This is a genomic window from Clostridium vitabionis (genome assembly GCF_015351765.1).
In the GTDB taxonomy this organism is placed as follows: domain Bacteria; phylum Bacillota; class Clostridia; order Lachnospirales; family Lachnospiraceae; genus Clostridium_R; species Clostridium_R vitabionis.
This window is the reverse complement of record NZ_JADKQA010000009.1, coordinates 24,168-41,703: the sequence shown is the minus strand read 5'-3', so window position 1 is coordinate 41,703 and position 17,536 is coordinate 24,168. Positions and strand designations below refer to the sequence as shown.

The window sequence follows — 17,536 nt, the reverse complement described above, 5'->3', positions numbered from 1 at the left end:
AGACTTCTCTAAATACTTAGGGTTATTGACGACATTGCCGTTGCTGTCGGAGTAAAACTCCTTTATGCCGACATCAATGCCAATCATGCAGCCTGCATTTGGTCGAAACTCTGGCTCAAAGTCAACATTCAGAACTACAAAGTATTTACCCGTAGGAGTATGTTCTACCGTGACATTATTGATATGCCCGACTTCCATGGACTGTTTGATTTTGACATACCCGAGCTTCGGGAGCTTAATATACTTCCCGATTATGCGGATGTTATCGCCCTGATTGATGGTTCTGTATGACTGGTGGTTATTATGCTTACTTTTGAACTGCGGATGTCTTGCACGTTTCTCAAAGAAATTTTTAAATCCACGGTCTAAATCCCTCAAAGACTGCTGGAGTGCAATAGAATCAACATCCTTCAGGAAAGCAAAGTCAGCCTGCTTTTTAAGGTCTGTGAGCATAGCAGATGTTTGGTTATAGCCAGTCTTTTCGCCATTGGAATAGGCATCGTTACGCATGGCAAGACCTTTGTTGTAGATGAGCCTGCAACATCCGAGTGTTCGGTTTATTAAGTTTTGTTGTTCCTTATTGGGGTACGCCCTAAACTTAACACCTTTGTTCATACTTACACCTAAGGTCTTGTTTTTTGGGTATCTACATACCACTGAATCGTTTCGGAACTTACATTACCTGCTGTACTTACAAAATAGTTTCGAGTCCAAAGACTCGGCATTGCTTTAAGCTGTGGAAATTCTTCCCTTAATTGAAATGAAGTACAGCCCTTAATCTGCTTCATTATGTTTGGAATGGACATAGTTGGCAGTACACTGACGAAAATATGTACATGGTCTATATGACATTCCATAGCAAGGATCTCAATACCTTGTTTTTTACATTCAGCAGTAGTAAGTTCTTTAAATCTATCCTCAACGCCTTGGATATTAAATATTTTTCTGCGGTATCGAGGACAAAATACAAAATGGTAGTTAATCAATGATACAGTTGTTTTTGTATGTTTATATTCATTCTTCATAAATATATAGTAGCACATTTGTAGATATTGTTCAATATATTATCTACAAAAAGTAAAGAGGTGGGCTATCATCCTCACGGTTGAAACCGTGGGTTTTCTCGCCCACATGGATTATAAGGCAGCGGTTCTCTCCGCTTTGTCCGAGGTTCTTGGGGATCGTCTGAAAATATTGTCTTCCTGAAAAATGCCTTCTGGCCAGGACTGCCTGCGCCTCCCCCTCTTGCAATGCCCTTCCGTATCGCGTATGATCGTAATGTAAGCGTTTACATTTCCTGCCGGCGGCGGACTTTTCCGCCATTTGCCCCCGGCAGCGGACATACCGAGGATAAAAACCATGAACATCTATGATATTGCGCGGCTCTCCGGCGTCTCGATCGCGACGGTTTCCCGCGTTCTCAACGGCAGTGACAAGGTCTCCGGAAAAACCCGCCAGAAGGTTCTCTCCGTGATCCAGAAGGAAGGCTACACGCCGAATCTCCTGGCCCAGGGTCTCGGGCAGGGCACCATGCACGTCATCGGCATCATGGTTCCGGAGATTTCCGACCTGTTCATGTCCAGCTGCGTTTCTTTTCTGGAAACACAGCTTCTCTCCCACGGGTACAATTATGTCCTTTCCAGCAGCGGCTTTGCGCAGGAGAAAAAGGAAGCCTGCGCCAGGGCGCTGCTCTCCCGGCAGATCGATGCCCTCATCCTCGTCGGCTCCACCTACGCCGGCCACGAAAAGAAGGATACCGACTTTATCCGCAGCGCGGCGGCGCAGGTTCCGGTCTTCATTATCAACGGCTCTGTCGAGGGGGAAAATATTTATTCCACGGTCAGCGATGACCGGGAAGCGGTATACGCCACGGTCACTTCGATGACCGCAAACGGCAGGAAGCGTATCCTGTTCCTGTCCGACTCCCGCTCCTACAGCGCGAGGGAAAAGCTCGAGGGGTATGAGCAGGCGCTCCGCGATGCCGGCCTCCCGCTTCTGGGCGATCTCAAGATGCATGTCCCTTCCGGCATCCACGAGGTCCGCGATCTCCTGCTCCAGTACCGCAGCCTCTCCTTTGATGCCGTCCTCGCGGTCAACGACAGCATCGCGGTCGGCGCGGTCAAATACGCCTGCGCCAGGGGGATGCGGATCCCGGGGGATCTCGTCATCGTCGGCTACAACAACTCCACCTTTGCCGAGTGCTGTGAACCCGAGCTCTCCAGCATCGACAACGGGACAAGGGAGATCTGCGAACAGACCGCGGAGCGCCTGATCCGGGTTCTGGACGGCGGGAAGGATGTCGAAAGGAATCTCGCGATCCCCTGCCGGCTAATCAGGAGAAACACCACGGATTTCTGACCCGCGGAGCCGCCGCGGCGCTTGGCCGCCTGCCCGGGATAACCCGCAAAGCCGCCCGTGGCGCCATCTCACAGGCTGGATAGCCGGAACATCTGCCCCGCAGGCGCCCGTCTCACAGGCTGGATGGCCGGAACATCTGCCCCGCAGGCGCCCGTCTTGCCGGCATCCCAGGCATGTGCCGGACGCTTATAAATTTTATGCAAAATGTAAGCGGTTACAATTGACAAACCCCAGGGGTTTGGTTTATTCTTTTATGTAAGCGGTTACAAAACACTATTTCTTCATGCATCTTGACTAAACAAATAAGGAGGTTTTGTCATGAAGAGTTTCATGGACAAGGATTTCATGCTGTATAACGATACAGCGAAGCATCTCTTCCACGATTACGCGGAGAGCCTGCCGATCGTTGATTACCACTGCCATATTTCCCCAAAGGAGATCTATGAGGACCGCCGCTACAACAACATCGCGGAAGTCTGGCTGGGCGGCCGCAATGCGGACGGCACCTACTTCGGCGACCACTACAAGTGGAGACTGATGCGCTCGAACGGGGTGAACGAGGACATCGTCACCGGAAGCGCCGACCCATTTGCCAAGTTCATGGAGCTTGCCAAGACGCTTGAAATGTCCATCGGCAACCCGCTGTACCACTGGTGCAATCTGGAGCTCAAGAAGTACTTCGGGATCACCGAGCCCCTGACCGCCGACAACGCGAAGGAGATCTGGGACAAGACCAGCGACATGCTGCAGCATGACCCGAACCTGACGGTCCGCGGCATCATCCGCCAGTCCAACGTCGCCTACATCGGCACCACGGATGACCCGGCGGATACGCTGGAATGGCATGAGAAGCTTGCGGAGATCAAGGATCTGGGCTTCCAGGTCTGCCCGTCCTTCCGTCCGGACAAGGCTGTCAACATCCAGCGTCCGGGATTTGCGGAGTACATCGGCCAGCTCGGCGAGGCCGCCGGCATGAAAATCAAGTCCGCGGCGGACGTCTGCGCGGCACTGGACAACCGGATCGACTTCTTCAAGGCCCACGGCTGCAAGGCGTCTGACCACGGCCTGGACTATGTCCCGTTTGCACCCTGCACCATCGAGGAGGCTGACCGCGTCTTCCGCAAGGCCATGAGCGGCGAGGTGCTGACCAAGAAGGAGATCGACGAGTACCAGACGACGGTCCTGCTCTCCCTCGCGCGCAAGTATCATCAGGAGAATATCGTCATGGAGATCCACTACTCCTGCTCCAGAAATGTCAACAAGCGGATGTTCCGCCTCGAGGGGCCGGACACCGGCTTTGACATGGCCGCAAAGAGCCTGTGCTATCAGGAGCTTGCGGACTTCTTCTCCGCGCTCGATGAGAAAAATGAGCTGCCCAAGTGCATCGTCTTCTCCCTGGACCAGAGCGATTTCGACCAGATTACCACCTGCCTCGGCTGCTTCCAGTCCGACGAGGTTCCCGGGAAAATGCAGCTCGGCGCCGCATGGTGGTTCCTGGATACCCGGGACGGCATGGAGGCGCAGATGAAGTCCCTCGCGCGTCTCGGCATCCTCGGCAACTTTGTCGGCATGCTGACCGACTCCCGCTCGTTCCTCTCCTACACACGGCATGACTATTTCCGCCGCATCGCCTGCAACCTGATCGGCCAGTGGGTGGAGAACGGCGAGTATCCGGCAAATGAGGCATCCCTGAAGAAGATCGTCGAGGGCATCAGCTACAAGAACGCCGCCCGCTATTTCGGCATCTGAAGGTAAAGCAAATTTGCTAAGTTCGAACGAATAACCGTTCCGCAGAATTCCAGTGTGCGGAAAGGCCGCAGCCCTCACGAGGTGATTCGCGAAGGCTGCGGCCTTTTCCTGTCCCTACGGTGTCTGTTCAATCTGATTCACCAGATCCATGTGATCCCCGCAGTATTTCTCGTACAGCGGGCTGACGGCATCCCGGAACTTCCCCTTCTCCTCCTCGGAGAGGGAAATCACGGTCACGCCTTTATTCAGCGCCCTCTGGCGGGATTTCTCCTCATATATCTTCCAGAGATACCGCTCATAGTGCCCGGCGTCTGCCGCGCTCTGCGCGATCACCTTCATATGATCTTCTCCGAGCTTCCCCCTGGCCACATCGGACAGGAGAAGCATCTCCGGAACCCGCATGTGCTCGTCCTCAACAAAATACGGTGCCGTCTCATAGTGCCTCATGGCCACATAGGAGGACCAGTTGTTCTCCGCACCATCCACCGTCCCCTTGTCCAGCGCCGCGTAGACATTCTCATAGGCCACAACGACCGGGGACGCGCCGAGACTTTTGACCATATCCTGCATCAGCCCGGACGGCTGCACACGGATCTGCAGGCCCTGCATCTCTTCAGCGCTGTGCACCGGGGCGCGGAAATAGAAATTCCGGACGCCGGCATCAAAATAGGCCAGTGGGGTGAACCCCATGCCCGTGAAGCCATCCGCAACCTCCCGGCCGATCTCCCCGTCAAGAACGTTCCACATATGTTCCGAATCCCGGTAGATATACGGGAGCATCAGGACCGTGCTCTCAGGATGATATCCCACCACCGTCGACATCGACACGCGGACCAGGTCAATCCCGCCGATCCGGAGCTGCTTGACTGTCGATGCCTCGTCCCCGAGGACAGCGTCCGCGTGGAGCCTGACCTGGATTTTCCCCCGGCTGCGCAGATTGACCAGCTGGGCAAAACGGTATCCCGCCTGCGTTGTCGGATAGTCCTCGGTCTGGTTTTCCGCGTAGGTCAGCACAAAATCCGGAGTGACATCCTTGTAGACAACCGTCTGGTCGTTATTCAGCGTCGGAATATCCTCGTACGCCATATTATCGACCGCGCCCGGCGCCACCTTCGCCGGCTGCTTTGCCGCGCAGGACGAAAGACCCGCGGTGAGTGCAGCCGCCAGCAGCACCCGGCGCAATATCCAGAACTTTCTCATTTTCCATCCTTATGAACCGACAGCGCATTGATCCTGCCGGCAGCATATGCATACAGGTCATCCTTGGTCTCACCGAGGATCCGGTTGGTCAGGATATACGCGTGTATGCCGTCCGGGGCAACCACCAGCATAGACTTTCTCTTCACGATCGGATAAAAATCGTTCCAGCGGATCAGCTGCTCATGATCTTTGACCCTGATGTGCATGCCGGCATCATCAAAGCCGATCCAGGTATCCACCTTGTTCACCCGCTCCGCGTCCTTCATCGAGCGGAGGTAAATCGCAAGCGGCTGGATGACCGGGAACAGGATGATGCCAAAGATATTGAGTGCCCTCGCCACGATGCCAAAGCTGCCGAATTTCGCGACAGCGAGCGCGATCATGGCTGCGGTGAAGATCACATTCACAGCCGCCATCATCGAATGGTAGGTATTGCCGAGATAAAACTGTGCGTAATCCCCGGCCGTATTCCGGAAGGTATATTCATATTTCATCGTTGTGTACTGCCTTTCCCTATCCTGCTGTCCTGGCTTCCCCTGCGGCTATCGCGCGGGGGAAGCTAAAGGTTCCTGGTAACCGTTATGCGGAATCCCTGTTCCCATTATAACAAAGAGCACCGGCTGCGGACAGCCGGTGCTCCGGAAACTTTGCCGAGTGGAGGACATTTACCTTCCGCCCGCATAGCCAAACGCCCACGGAATGCACAGGGATACGGCGGGGATGAAGGTGATGATCAACAGGGCGACAACCATGAACAGATAGAACGGAAGCATCTCCTTGACGATCTTCTCCATCGGCCTCTTCGCGATACCGGAACCGATGAACAGGACAGAGCCAACCGGCGGTGTCAGAAGACCGATACCGCAGTTGAGCACCAGGATGATGCCGTACTGGACAGGATCGATACCGATAGACTGCGCGATCGGCAGGAGGATCGGCGTGGAGATCAGGATGATCGGCGCCATATCCATGATCATGCCGAGAACGAGCAGGATCAGGTTAATCAGGATTGCGATCACATACGGATTATCAGAAACACCCGTGATCGCATTTGCCGCCAGCTGCGGTACATGCAGCGTCGTCAGGCAGTAGCCGAAGACATTGGAGGTTGCGATCAGGATCAGGACGATCGAGAGGGTATCCACGCACTGATTCAGCGCCGACCACACACCCTTCCAGGTAAGTCCTTTATAAATGTAGATCGAAACCAGCAGGGAGTAGATGACCGCGATAGCCGCGGACTCTGTCGCCGTGAAGACCCCGGCGACTACGCCGATGACAACGATCAGGATCGAGGACAGTGCCCAGAGGGAGGTGCGCAGCTCCTTGAACAGGCGCTTTGCGCTGAAAGCATCCCCCTTCGGATATCCTCTCTTCTTCGACAGGATGTAAGAAATGATCATCAGGCTGACAGCCAGGACAGCACCGGGAAGATATCCCGCGAGGAACAGGGAGCCTACGGAAATGCCTCCGGCTGTCGTCGCGTAGATGACCATGTTGTGCGAAGGCGGAACCAGCATGCCCTCGACAGAAGACGAAATTGTTACTGCTGTCGAGAAATCAACATCATATCCGCGGTCTACCATCATCGGGATCTCGAGGGAGCCGAGTGATGCGGTATCGGCGGAAGCGGAACCGGAGATGCCGCCGAAGAAATACGAGGCGACGATATTTACCATCGCGAGGCCGCCGGTCATCCAGCCGACGCAGGCATCGGCGAGATCCAGCAGTTTCTCCGAGATGCCGCCGAATCCCATCAGGACGCCCATCGTGATGAAGAACGGAACAGCCATCAGGGAGAAGGAAGAAATTCCTTTCACCATCTGCTGGGACAGGGTTGCCAGCGGCAGGCCCTGGTAGACCAGGCAGAGAATTGCGGAAATTGCTACGGAATACGCGATCGGGAAGCGCAGGAAGACCATGACCAGGAAACTGACAAGGAGCACTGCGATCGCAGCTGTATTGTATGCCATTTATTTGCCCTCCCTGGCTTTTAATTCTTCGGCTTCAGTATCAATGCCCAGCTCGCCGTAAATGCCGGCCAGATGTTCCAGGTCGATGATGATGCGCTCAACCTCAAAGAAGATCATGGCAATGCCGGCAAGGGGAATCGGGAAGTACTGCCAGAACTTGGACAACCACGGCATGGAAATGTAGGTGCCCTTGGCGCCGATGCCGGAAGCGTAATTCCAGCCGCTGATCAGCATGACCAGAGCCAGGATTAAAACCGCGATATCCGCAACCAGGTCAAGCCCCTCGACTGCCTTGACCGGAAGATAGCGGTCAAATGCGGTCATGCGGATGTGCGCGTTGCGCCGGATTGCCAGTGCCGCCGACAGGACTGCCATGTACGCCATCAGTGTAAGGATCAGCTCCTCGCCCCAGTTCGGCGCAGGAATGACTGTGATGTACCTTGCGAGTACAATCCAGGTTGTGATCACGATGTCCGCGATCAGCAGCAGCTTGCAGATCGTCAGGAATACACTGTAGACAACATTGTAGAGCGGCTCGGCTTTTTTCATTGCATTGATGAATGAAGCCATAAATTCTTGCCCTCCTTTAAAAAGTGCCCGAACTTTCTGTCCGGGCACCGTCTGTTACGTTTGGGTCAGAGATTACTTTGCAAGATCAAGAATCTTCTGATAGGTGTCAGCGAGGTCGCCAGCTGCGTACTGGTCAGCGATCGGCTTGCAGGCTGCCTGCCATGCGGACTTATCCGGAACATCGATGATGTTGATGCCCTGGCTCTTGAGCTGGTCGAGAACATCGTTCTCCTTGGACTCAGATACCTGTCTGCAGTAATCGGAAGCGATCTTGCCGGCATCCTGGATCACCTGCTTCTGGTTGTCGGTCAGCTTATCCCAGGACTTATCGGAGATGACGGTCATCATAGCGCCCAGGGTGTGGCCATCAAGGGTCAGGTTCGGGCCAACCTCCTGGAAGCTGTTGCCGGCGTAGTTCACGGTCGGCTGCTCAGCGCCATCGATGGTGCCGTTCTGCATGGAAGCATAGATCTCAGACATCGAAACCGGCGAAGGTGTAGCGCCGAGGCTGTTCACCATGGCAGTCATGATCGGGTCGTTGGAAACACGGATCTTCATACCCTTCATGTCATCCGGCGTCTTGATCGGCTTATCCTTAACCGTGAAGAAGTGGCGGAAGCCCTCCTCGCCGTAATACAGGCCTTTCACGCCAAGGCCGAGCTCCTCGGACTCATTCAGGAATTCCTGGCCGAGATCGCTGTTGGCAAAATTCCAGAAGTGGTCTCTGTCCTTGAAGGTGTACGGCAGGGAAAGAAGTACGGACTTCTTGGTGCCGTAGGAGGTCAGGGCAAATGCGGAAATACGGCTGATATCTACCGTGCCCGTGCCGCCGATCATACCATCCAGGACATCGGCCTCAACGCCGAGGACGCCGGAACCCTGCAGGTCGATCGTAATGGAGCCGCCGGACATCGCCTCAACAGCCTCCTTGAACTTGGTATCCATCGCGCCGCAGACGGTATTGTCAACCGGGTTAACCTCTGCCATCGTCAGGGTAACCGCCGGATCAGCCTTCGCAGCCTCATTGACCTTGTAGTCAGCTGCCGCTTCGGTCGTTCCCGCCGCTTCCTTGGTTGCCGCCTCAGAAGCTGCCGCTGTCGTCTCTGCTGCCGCAGCGGTTGTCGCAGCGGTTGTTGAGCTCTTCGGGCTGGAAAGCCCGCAGCCGGCGAGCATCGAAGCTGCCATTGCTGAGCAAAGAACTGCACTTACTAACCTTTTTTTCATAATTTACCCCCTATATCCTCTGATTTTGTCCGGATGTCCCTCCGGACTTTCTATGGTTCTATTATATCGGTAAGCGCTTTCATGCGTTAGGGCATTATTTTGTCATTCCGGGTAATATTTTGTCCTGTTTTGGAACTATTGAATAGAAAAGGAGAGCCCATCCCGGGATCTCCACTCGTTTTTGTCTATACTGCATGAATTACGTCGTCATTTTTAGTGCATATTGTCTACACGGTACTCCGTCGGCGACTGCCCGGTCACGCGCTTGAAAACCTTGGCAAAATAGTTCGCGTCGGCATAGCCGACCGCCTGCCCGGCTTCCTTCACGCTGAGATTTGTCTCCGCAAGGAGGCGCCTGGCTTCCCGGATCCGGTAATCCGTGAGATAGCTGACAAAGGACTGGCCGAAATACTGCTTGAAGAGCTTGCAGAAATACGCCTCGGAGTAGCCCAGTTCATCCGCGATTCCCGATACCGTCAGCTCATTCCTGTATTCCCGACGGATAATCCGGCGGATCTTCTCCTGCTGGCCGCCGGTGCCGGCTGCCACCTCCGGTTCCGCTGCGCGCATACCGTCCCCGCCGATCTCCGCCCCGCTGCCTGGCCGCGCGGGATCCGTCCAGCCGGGAACAGGCGCCCCGCCGCTGGACCGCGCGGGATCCGTCCAGCCGGGAACAGGCGCCCCGCCGCTGAACCGCGCGGGATCACGGGCCGCCGGATCCTGCGCCTGCCCGGCCGAAACGTTCCGCACCTGCCGCCCCGCCGGCACAGTTTCCCGGCCCGATCGTCCCGCGCCCTCCATCTGCGCTGCCCGGCGGCGCCGCCCGTCCGCCAGGCGCATGCCCTCCTCCACAGCGGCGATCAGCTCCCTGTCGTCGCAGGGCTTCAGCAGGTAGTCCAGCGCCCGGACGGAGATCGCCCTTTTCGCATAGGCGAACTCGTCAAAGGCGGTCAGGAAAATGATCCCGCAGCCCGCCCCCTCCGCGCGGATCTGCTCCGCGGCTTCAAGGCCGGTGACCCCCGGCATTTCAATATCCAGAATCAGGATGTCCGCCGGCTTCTCGTGATAGAGGGCGAGAACTTCCCTGCCATTTCTGGCCTGCCTGAGGCAGATGCCGTCGCCGAAGGCCTTCTCCAGTTTTCTGCCGAGCACCGTGCGCTCAATGACCTCATCATCCGCAATGATCACCTGATACATTCTGTCCCTCCAATCCCCGGCAATGTCTCCCAGGTCCTGGCAGTGTCCCGCCAATCCCCGGCAGCAGCAGGAAGCGCCCTCTTCCCCTCACGCCGGATTCTCCTCCCGAATCACCTTTTCATCCTGCGGGAGGAGGATCTCGATCCGGGTACCCTCCCCCTCCTTTGTCGTGATCCGCACCTGCCCCTCGCGGTAGATCTGGTGAATCCGCTGATAAATATTGCCCAGGCCGATACCGACAGGGCGCTCTTCTCCCGGATCGGCGGCAATCCCCGCCGGCGAATCCGCTTTCTCCAGTCCCGCCATGAGTTTCCGGTAGGTTTCCCCGGACATGCCGACCCCGTCATCGCTGACCGTGATATGCACATTGCCGCCTTCCAGCCGGACACGGACTTCAACGCTGCCGCCCTGCTCCTTTTTGAGCACCCCATGGTTCACCGCGTTTTCAATCAGCGGCTGCAGCAGGAAGACAGGTACCATCACCTGGTCGGTGTCCACGCCGCCGGTATCCGCCCGATAGGCCAGCCGGTCGCCAAAGCGCATTTTCTGCAGATACATATAATTTCCGGCAACCGCGAGCTCCTGCGTGAGGGAGACAAACTGTTCGGCGGTATGCAGGTTATATCGGAAAATGCCCGCGAGCGCCCGGATCATCTGATCCGTGGTGCCCGCCTCCTCGATCTGCGCCATGCCGGAAATGGTGTTCAGCGTATTAAAGAGAAAGTGCGGGTTGATCTGGGACTGCAGGAGATTCAGTCGGATCGTTTCCAGCCGTTTTTCCATGACGGTGCGGTCGAGCTCCTCCTGGTGCAGTTTTTCCGAAAGCACCTGGTTTTCCTTGAGTGTCTCAATGTTGGCCTTCGCCGAATGTTTCATCTTATTAAACGCGGAAACCAGCTCGCCCAGCTCATCCTTATTCCCGACCTCGACATCCGGCTCATCAAAACCGCCCCGGATGATTCTGCGGACCGCCTGCGCGAGCACCGTGATCGGCGTGACCAGGGCACGGGTAAAGATATCCGATAAACTCACTATCGCCAGAAACATCATCCCGGAAAACAGGATGAGAATATACGGAAATGAATGCAGTTTGGGATAGATGGCCTGGTAAGAAGCGCTCCCCGCCTCAACCGTTTCCTTCAAAAGGTCAGAAAAATACCGGTCCAGGTACGCCTGCATATCGTAGAGATCATACAGCTCACTGACCGATCCGCTCTGTTCCGGGTTCTTCCCGAGCAGCCGGTCCCTGGCCTCCCCGTAGGTACTGTAGGCATTCCGGATATTCCAGGTCCGCGCATAGCGCTCCGCGCCGACCGCGCGGTAATCCCCCGGCAAAAGGTCAATCGAATTCTCGGTGTGGAGAATCGCCTCGTGCAGGGTCTTGCCGGATTCCTCCGTCTGATTGTGAATATATGCCTTGAACGCCGCCTCCTCCTGCTGCATCGCCCGCTGCGCGGTCTCGCACCGCGATGTCGCCGTCAGGATCCGATCGGTCGCGTCGGTAGAATAATTCATCGCATAGATATTGAAGGCAGCCGCTGCCGCGAGGGCAAATAACAGCGCCGTGACGAAAAACCTTACCTTCTCGCGGATCGGCATCGCCAGCCAGAAATTTTTCATCTTTTTCATACCATTCTTCGAAAGACCGTCCACGGCAGGCGCCAATGCCCCGCCTGCGCCGTCTTTCTTTACCTCAGCCGTTCATTTCCCATCTCAACCGTTCTGTCCCATTTCCCCGGTCACAATAGTTCTATCATACCATCTGTACGGTGATTTGTGCTATACTGGCAGCATGTGCTGAGCAGTAACACTTTATGGAGGAAAAACACAATGAAAAATGACCGCTGGGTATTTTACAAGGATGCTGTTGCAGAAGACAATGGGAAGGGCGTAGTGCGGCGCGTGCTCGCGTACTCCGACGACCTGATGGTGGTTGAGAACACCTTCGCCAAGGGCGCCGTCGGCGCCATGCACCACCACCCGCACACGCAGATCACGTATGTGAAGAGCGGGAAATTCGAGTTCACAATCGATGGGGAGACCCACATCGTCACCGAGGGGGATACCCTCTGCAAGACCAACGGGGTCGAGCACGGCTGCGTCTGCCTCGAGGCGGGTGTCCTGATCGATACCTTCACACCCTACCGGAAAGATTTTGTGAAGGACTGACCCTCCCGGGAAAATGGGATGATCCGGGGTGCCCATCCATGCGGGTGCACCTGGATAAGGAGAAGGGGGCTGCCAGGGCAGCCCCCTTCTCCTTATGGGAAAACGGATCGGGGAAACCGTCCTTCCGGATGGCCTCCCCTGATTGTCTTACTGATCCGCTACCTTTACGTGCTCTTTCTCCTGCACGTCGGCAAATTTCGACTCATCGAGCTGGGACGGATCCTGCCCGATATAGGCAAGAATGCCGCCGTCGATGTATACGACCTGGCCGTTGATGAAATCCGATGCCGGGGATGCCAGGAATACCGCAAGCCCCTGCAGATCCTCCGTCTGTCCCCAACGCTGCGCGGGTGTCTTGGAACGGATGAACCGGTCAAACGGGTGCATCGAGCCGTCCGGCTGCTTCTCGCGAAGCGGAGCCGTCTGCGGCGTCGCGATGTAGCCGGGTCCGATCGCGTTGCACTGAATGTTGTACTGGCCATACTCCGAGCAGATGTTCTTGGTCAGCATCTTCAGGCCGCCCTTTGCCGCGGCGTATGCGGCGACCGTCTCACGGCCGAGCTCGGACATCATCGAGCAGGCGTTGATGATCTTGCCGCTCCTCTTCTCAATCATTTTCGGCAGAACCGCCTTGGAGCAGATGAACGGGCCGGTCAGGTCGACATTGATGACCTGGTCCCACTGTGCCTTCGTCATCTCGATCATCGGGATTCTCTTGATGATTCCCGCGTTGTTGACCAGAATGTCGATCGTACCGATCTTCTCCTCAACATCCTTGACAAAGGCGTTGACCTGGTCCTCATTCGTCACATCGCAGACCGCGCCGTAGGCGTCAATGCCTTTCTCCTTGTATGCGGCAAGCCCCCGGTCAACCAGCTCCTGGTTAATGTCATTGAAGACAATCTTCGCGCCAACCTCGGCGAAGGCTTCCGCATACGCAAGGCCAAGGCCGTAGGATGCGCCCGTCACCCATGCTACTTTTCCGTCCAGTCTGAATTTATCAATAATTCCCATGGTATTTTTCCTTTCTTATCCAATCCTGTGATCCCGCTGTCCCGCGGATCCCCGATGTCCTGCAAAGTATGATTGCCCCCGCAGGATCCAGATATCTCGCAGAACGCGGGTGTCCCGCGGAATGCAGATGTCCGCAGAATGCGGAACCCCCGCGGGTGTCCTGCCTCAAAGCAGATCCTGCATTCTCACTTCATCCATGTCGTCAAAATCCTGGTTCTCTCCGACCATCGCCCAGATGAAGGTGTAATTCCGCGTGCCGCAGCCGCTGTGGATCGACCAGCTCGGGCTGATGACCGCCTGCTCATTGCGCAGGACAACGTGGCGCGTCTCTGTCGGCTCGCCCATGAAATGCATGACAAAAGCGTCCTCCGGAAGGTCAAAATACAGATAAACCTCCATGCGGCGGTCATGCGTGTGGCACGGCATCGTGTTCCAGACGCTGCCGGGTTCCAGATGGGTCATGCCCATCTCGAGCTGGCAGGTCTCGACCTGGCCGGGCAGGATATACTTGCAGATTGTCCTGTGATTGGCATCCTCGAGCGTCCCCAGCTCCTTCTTGTTCTCCGCGAGAATCTCGACATCGGAAGCATGTTCCGCTTTCGCGTCCCGCAAAATTCTCTTCGTCGGATACGCCTTGTGCGCCGGGCCGCTGGCCAGGTAGAACTTCGCGGGATGTCCGGCGTCATTGGAGGCAAAGGAAATCTCCTTTGTGCCCATGCCGATGTAGATGCCGTCCCGCTCGCCGATCTTGTACGCAACACCGTCCGCGGTGACTACGCCGCTGCCGCCGATGTTGATGATCCCGAGCTCCCTTCTCTCGCAGAAATACTTTGCCCGCAGTTCCGCGCCGGCTTCCAGGCGAAGCGTCTTCGAGACCGGCATCGCGCCGCCGAAAATAATCCTGTCAATGTGGCTGTACACCAGCTTGATTTCGTCCTCGAAGAAAATCTTCTCCACGACGAACTCATCCCGTAATCTCCGGGTGTCATAATTCTTTTCATCCCTCGGAGATGAGGCTGTTCTCAGTTCCATTGGTATCCCTCCTGTTCCAAGATGATCTTCATGCCTCTATCGTACATCGGAATATTTTCCGTTTCTCTGCAAAAATTATCGAAAATCATGCAAATCCTGCACTTCGCTGTGATAGAATACTTTCCGGAGGTGAACTATGCAAATCTTTTCTTCCTGCACCAAGGCCATTCAGAGCTGCAAAGAAACCCGCTCTTTCGCCGTCGCCCACCTGTACAACGACGATATCCCCATGAAAATGCACATTCACGACACCTACGAAATCTACTACTCGATCTCCGGCGGCCGGCAGTTTCTCATCGACAACCGCTTTTATGACTTTCATCCCGGCGACATCTTCTTTATCAACCAGTTTGAGAGCCACTACCTGTCCCAGCTGGACAAGGCGACCCACGAGCGCATCGTCATCTCGATCGACCCTGCCTACCTCATCTCCCTGAGCACGGAAAAAACCGACCTCAACCACTGCTTTTCCGCCCACGACCAGATCTGCGGCCACAGGATCTCGCTCACGGACAAGGAACAGAAGCGGTTCATGTATTTTATCCACCGTTTTCAGGAAAATGAAGGCCAGGAGGGCGAGGATATTCTCGACCGGACGACGTTCATGGAACTGCTCCTGTTTCTGAATCTTGCCTTCCGCAGCCACAACCGCCTTGCCGAGCAGCCGGAGGAGGGAACACCATGTCCGGACAGCCGCGCGCCCATTTACCGGAACGCGACCCACCGCGAGCAGGTTGACGCGATCCTCTCCTACATCAACCAGAATATCAAAAGCGAGCTGTCGATTGACCAGCTCGCCACGAATTTCTATATGAGCAGCTCGAATATCTGCAGGGTTTTTAAGGAAGAGACCGGCACGACCCTGAACCGCTACATCACCGCCAAGCGCATCACCATCGCCAAGGAGCTGCTCTCGGGCGGATCGTCCGTCACCGAGGCCTGCATGTCCTGCGGCTTCCGGGATTACAGCAACTTCCTGAAGGCATTTACCAGGGCGGTTGGCGTCTCGCCGAAAAAGTATGTGGCGCTGACGGAGGGGTACTAAGAACGCATGTTGCAGCTTCATCTGGGCATTGGAAATCAAATAGCCGGAAGCAAATTCATCGGCCTCCCTTTCGAGCGCATTATGTTGTTCCCGCAACTGACTTCTTCCAAAAACTCCGCTATGATATGTTTACAGGATCAGGAATTCCTCAACCACACATGCTTGCATGCAGTTGGGAAGGACTGCGTATTGACATACATCACGAAACCGCGACGTGGCGCGTAAGCGGAACACATTTTCCGGATGATGAACATCCGGCAAGGAGGATCGAAAGACATGAGTAAAACGATTGATTTAAGCCGCTCGGTATACGAGCTGGTCACAGAATATCCGGAGCTTGCTGACATTATGGCGGATTTAGGGTTTGCGGAGGTCAAAAAGCCCGCCATGCTGAACTCGGTGGGAAAATTGATGACTCTGCCGCGCGGCGCGAAGATGAAGCATATCCCCATGGGCACGGTGGTTGCCACCCTGATGGAACATGGCTTCACCCTCTCGGGGGACATGCCGGCACAGGCGGCAGCCGGCGCTCCGGGAGCCGAGGCGGCTCCGGCAGCAGCTCCAAAGCCGCATCCCACTCCGGTGCCGGTTCCGAAGCCGCATCCCGCACCGGTCAGCCCGGAAGAGGCGGCTGCAGCCGAGGCGCGCACGCAGCAGCTGAAGGAATATCTGCGCCGCTTGGGCGCGGGAGAATCCCTGGAGAGCGTCCGTGCGGATTTCGCGGGCAAATTTCAGAATGTGGAGGCTTCCGAAATCATGAAAGCCGAGCAGGATCTCATGAAGGAGGGAACACCGCTCCAGGACGTGCAGAAGCTCTGTGACATCCACTCCGCGCTGTTCCACGGAGCGACACGGGAAGAACAGATCGCGAACGCGGAGGCGGAGGTTCTGGCCTCCCTGCGGAGAGCCAGGGCGCAGAAAGCCTCCGAGGCCCAGCAGGCCGCAGAGACGCAGAGGCCGATCCCCGTCCCGCAGCCCGCGGCGCAGAACCCGGCGGCAGCCCCGCAGGCCGCAGCGCAGAACCCGGTTATTCAGAATAAAAATGAGCGTGCGGCAGCACTCGCGGCGGTTCCGGGCCACCCGCTGAACACGCTGAAAAAGGAAAATGAGGTTCTCGCCGGCCTCCTCGCCAAAGCCAATGATTGCCTCGACGCCCACCAGGATCCTGGTGACCTGCTCGGCCGCATCCGTGAGCTCTCTGTGCACTACGCCAAGAAAGGCGACCTGCTCTACCCGCTGCTGAAGGTGAACTACAACATTTCCGGCCCCTCGGACGTGATGTGGACCGTCGACGATGAGATACGGAAGGAGCTGGGATCCCTGAACGCGGAGGCGAACCGGGATGCCGCGTGGGAAGAACGGCTGCGCGCCGTGCTGAAGCGCGCGGAGGAGATGATCTATAAGGAGAATAATATTCTCTTCCCGATCTGCGCCGTCAATTTCTCCGAAACAGAATGGATGAGCATCTACCGCGATTCCAAGGATTACGCCGACTGCCTGGGCGTGACGAAGGAACGCTGGGATGAGGCGGAAGAGCAGGCACCGGCCGCGGCATTTTCCGGACAGGAAGGGGAAATCGTCATGCCCGGCGGCCACATGAACGTCAGCCAGCTCACCGCGCTTCTGAACACCATCCCGATGGAGATCACTTTCGTTGACGCGGACAACATCAACCGCTTCTTCAACGAGGGGGCGAAGATATTCAAGCGCCCCGCAATGGCTCTTGACCGGGAGGTATTCTCCTGCCATCCGCCCAAAATCGAGCCCATGGTCAGAGCCATCATCGAGGATTTCCGCTCCGGTCTCCGGGACAGTGTCCCCATCTGGATGGAGAAGAACGGGCGCACCGTCTTTGTGAACTATATGGCCGTGCGCGATAAAGAACATCATTATCTGGGCACCCTGGAAGTGGTGCAGGATATGGAATTCGCCAAAGAGCATTTTGCGTAAAACATGTTGACAGAACGCGTTCCCTGTATTATGGTTTTATTCACAAAGAATTCAT

The 17,536-nt window shown here is 56.1% G+C and carries 15 protein-coding genes and 1 pseudogene; 5 read left to right on the top strand and 11 right to left on the bottom strand.

Annotated elements, in window-relative coordinates:
* Positions 1 to 615 (bottom strand): transposase (locus ISF27_RS12415; RefSeq protein ID WP_235986399.1); only part of this gene is annotated, 615 nt, incomplete at its 3' end.
* Positions 616 to 623: 8 nt separating this feature from the next.
* Positions 624 to 1,025, bottom strand: coding sequence for an IS200/IS605 family transposase (tnpA, locus tag ISF27_RS12410; RefSeq protein WP_194611801.1), 402 nt, complete (start codon positions 1,023 to 1,025; stop codon positions 624 to 626).
* Positions 1,026 to 1,359: 334 nt separating this feature from the next.
* Here tnpA and ISF27_RS12405 point away from each other — a divergent pair, with 334 nt between their 5' ends.
* Together ISF27_RS12405 and uxaC are read left to right on the top strand one after the other, a co-directional pair.
* Entirely contained in the window at positions 1,360 to 2,358 is a 999-nt protein-coding gene (locus tag ISF27_RS12405; protein ID WP_194611800.1) for a LacI family DNA-binding transcriptional regulator, read from the top strand.
* 318 nt (positions 2,359 to 2,676) lie between these two features.
* Positions 2,677 to 4,107, top strand: a complete 1,431-nt coding sequence (uxaC, locus tag ISF27_RS12400) for a glucuronate isomerase (protein WP_194611799.1) — start codon at positions 2,677 to 2,679, stop codon at positions 4,105 to 4,107.
* A gap of 114 nt (positions 4,108 to 4,221) precedes the next feature.
* On the opposite strand, the gene ISF27_RS12395 is transcribed toward uxaC, so the two are convergent.
* The 7 genes from ISF27_RS12395 to ISF27_RS12365 form a co-directional block, all read right to left on the bottom strand.
* Positions 4,222 to 5,307: a TRAP transporter substrate-binding protein gene (locus tag ISF27_RS12395; protein WP_194611798.1), complete on the bottom strand. Its 1,086-nt coding sequence runs from the start codon at positions 5,305 to 5,307 to the stop codon at positions 4,222 to 4,224.
* Positions 5,304 to 5,801 (bottom strand): YcxB family protein, encoded by a 498-nt coding sequence (locus tag ISF27_RS12390; RefSeq protein ID WP_194611797.1) that lies wholly within the window; start codon positions 5,799 to 5,801, stop codon positions 5,304 to 5,306. Before ISF27_RS12390 ends, ISF27_RS12395 begins: the two co-directional genes overlap by 4 nt.
* Positions 5,802 to 5,972: 171 nt before the next feature.
* The gene (locus ISF27_RS12385) at positions 5,973 to 7,280 is read right to left on the bottom strand and encodes a TRAP transporter large permease (RefSeq protein ID WP_194611796.1); all 1,308 of its coding nucleotides are present in this window, start codon (positions 7,278 to 7,280) and stop codon (positions 5,973 to 5,975) included.
* The gene (locus ISF27_RS12380; RefSeq protein ID WP_194611795.1) at positions 7,281 to 7,850 is read right to left on the bottom strand and encodes a TRAP transporter small permease; all 570 of its coding nucleotides are present in this window, start codon (positions 7,848 to 7,850) and stop codon (positions 7,281 to 7,283) included.
* Between the two features lie 72 nt (positions 7,851 to 7,922).
* A complete protein-coding gene (locus ISF27_RS12375) occupies positions 7,923 to 9,035 on the bottom strand; it encodes a TRAP transporter substrate-binding protein (protein ID WP_407926091.1) in 1,113 nt (370 codons plus the stop codon).
* Positions 9,036 to 9,287: 252 nt separating this feature from the next.
* Positions 9,288 to 10,271, bottom strand: a complete 984-nt coding sequence (locus ISF27_RS12370; protein ID WP_194611793.1) for a response regulator transcription factor — start codon at positions 10,269 to 10,271, stop codon at positions 9,288 to 9,290.
* An 87-nt stretch (positions 10,272 to 10,358) separates the two neighbouring features.
* Positions 10,359 to 11,900 carry a sensor histidine kinase gene (locus ISF27_RS12365; protein ID WP_194611792.1) on the bottom strand — a complete coding sequence of 514 codons (1,542 nt, stop codon included), beginning with the start codon at positions 11,898 to 11,900 and terminating at the stop codon, positions 10,359 to 10,361.
* Between the two features lie 201 nt (positions 11,901 to 12,101).
* Between ISF27_RS12365 and ISF27_RS12360 the strand changes: the two genes are divergently transcribed.
* Positions 12,102 to 12,440, top strand: a complete 339-nt coding sequence (locus ISF27_RS12360) for a cupin domain-containing protein (protein ID WP_194611791.1) — start codon at positions 12,102 to 12,104, stop codon at positions 12,438 to 12,440.
* A gap of 216 nt (positions 12,441 to 12,656) precedes the next feature.
* On the opposite strand, the pseudogene ISF27_RS12355 reads toward ISF27_RS12360, so the two are convergent.
* A pseudogene (locus tag ISF27_RS12355) lies at positions 12,657 to 13,454 on the bottom strand (gluconate 5-dehydrogenase); the annotation flags it as partial.
* Between the two features lie 165 nt (positions 13,455 to 13,619).
* Positions 13,620 to 14,486, bottom strand: coding sequence for a 5-dehydro-4-deoxy-D-glucuronate isomerase (kduI, locus tag ISF27_RS12350; RefSeq protein ID WP_194611789.1), 867 nt, complete (start codon positions 14,484 to 14,486; stop codon positions 13,620 to 13,622).
* A gap of 136 nt (positions 14,487 to 14,622) precedes the next feature.
* Between kduI and ISF27_RS12345 the strand changes: the two genes are divergently transcribed.
* Together ISF27_RS12345 and ISF27_RS12340 are read left to right on the top strand one after the other, a co-directional pair.
* Entirely contained in the window at positions 14,623 to 15,531 is a 909-nt protein-coding gene (locus ISF27_RS12345; protein ID WP_194611788.1) for a helix-turn-helix transcriptional regulator, read from the top strand.
* Positions 15,532 to 15,807: 276 nt separating this feature from the next.
* Positions 15,808 to 17,481: a DUF438 domain-containing protein gene (locus tag ISF27_RS12340; protein WP_194611787.1), complete on the top strand. Its 1,674-nt coding sequence runs from the start codon at positions 15,808 to 15,810 to the stop codon at positions 17,479 to 17,481.
* The last annotated feature ends 55 nt before the right edge of the window (positions 17,482 to 17,536 follow it).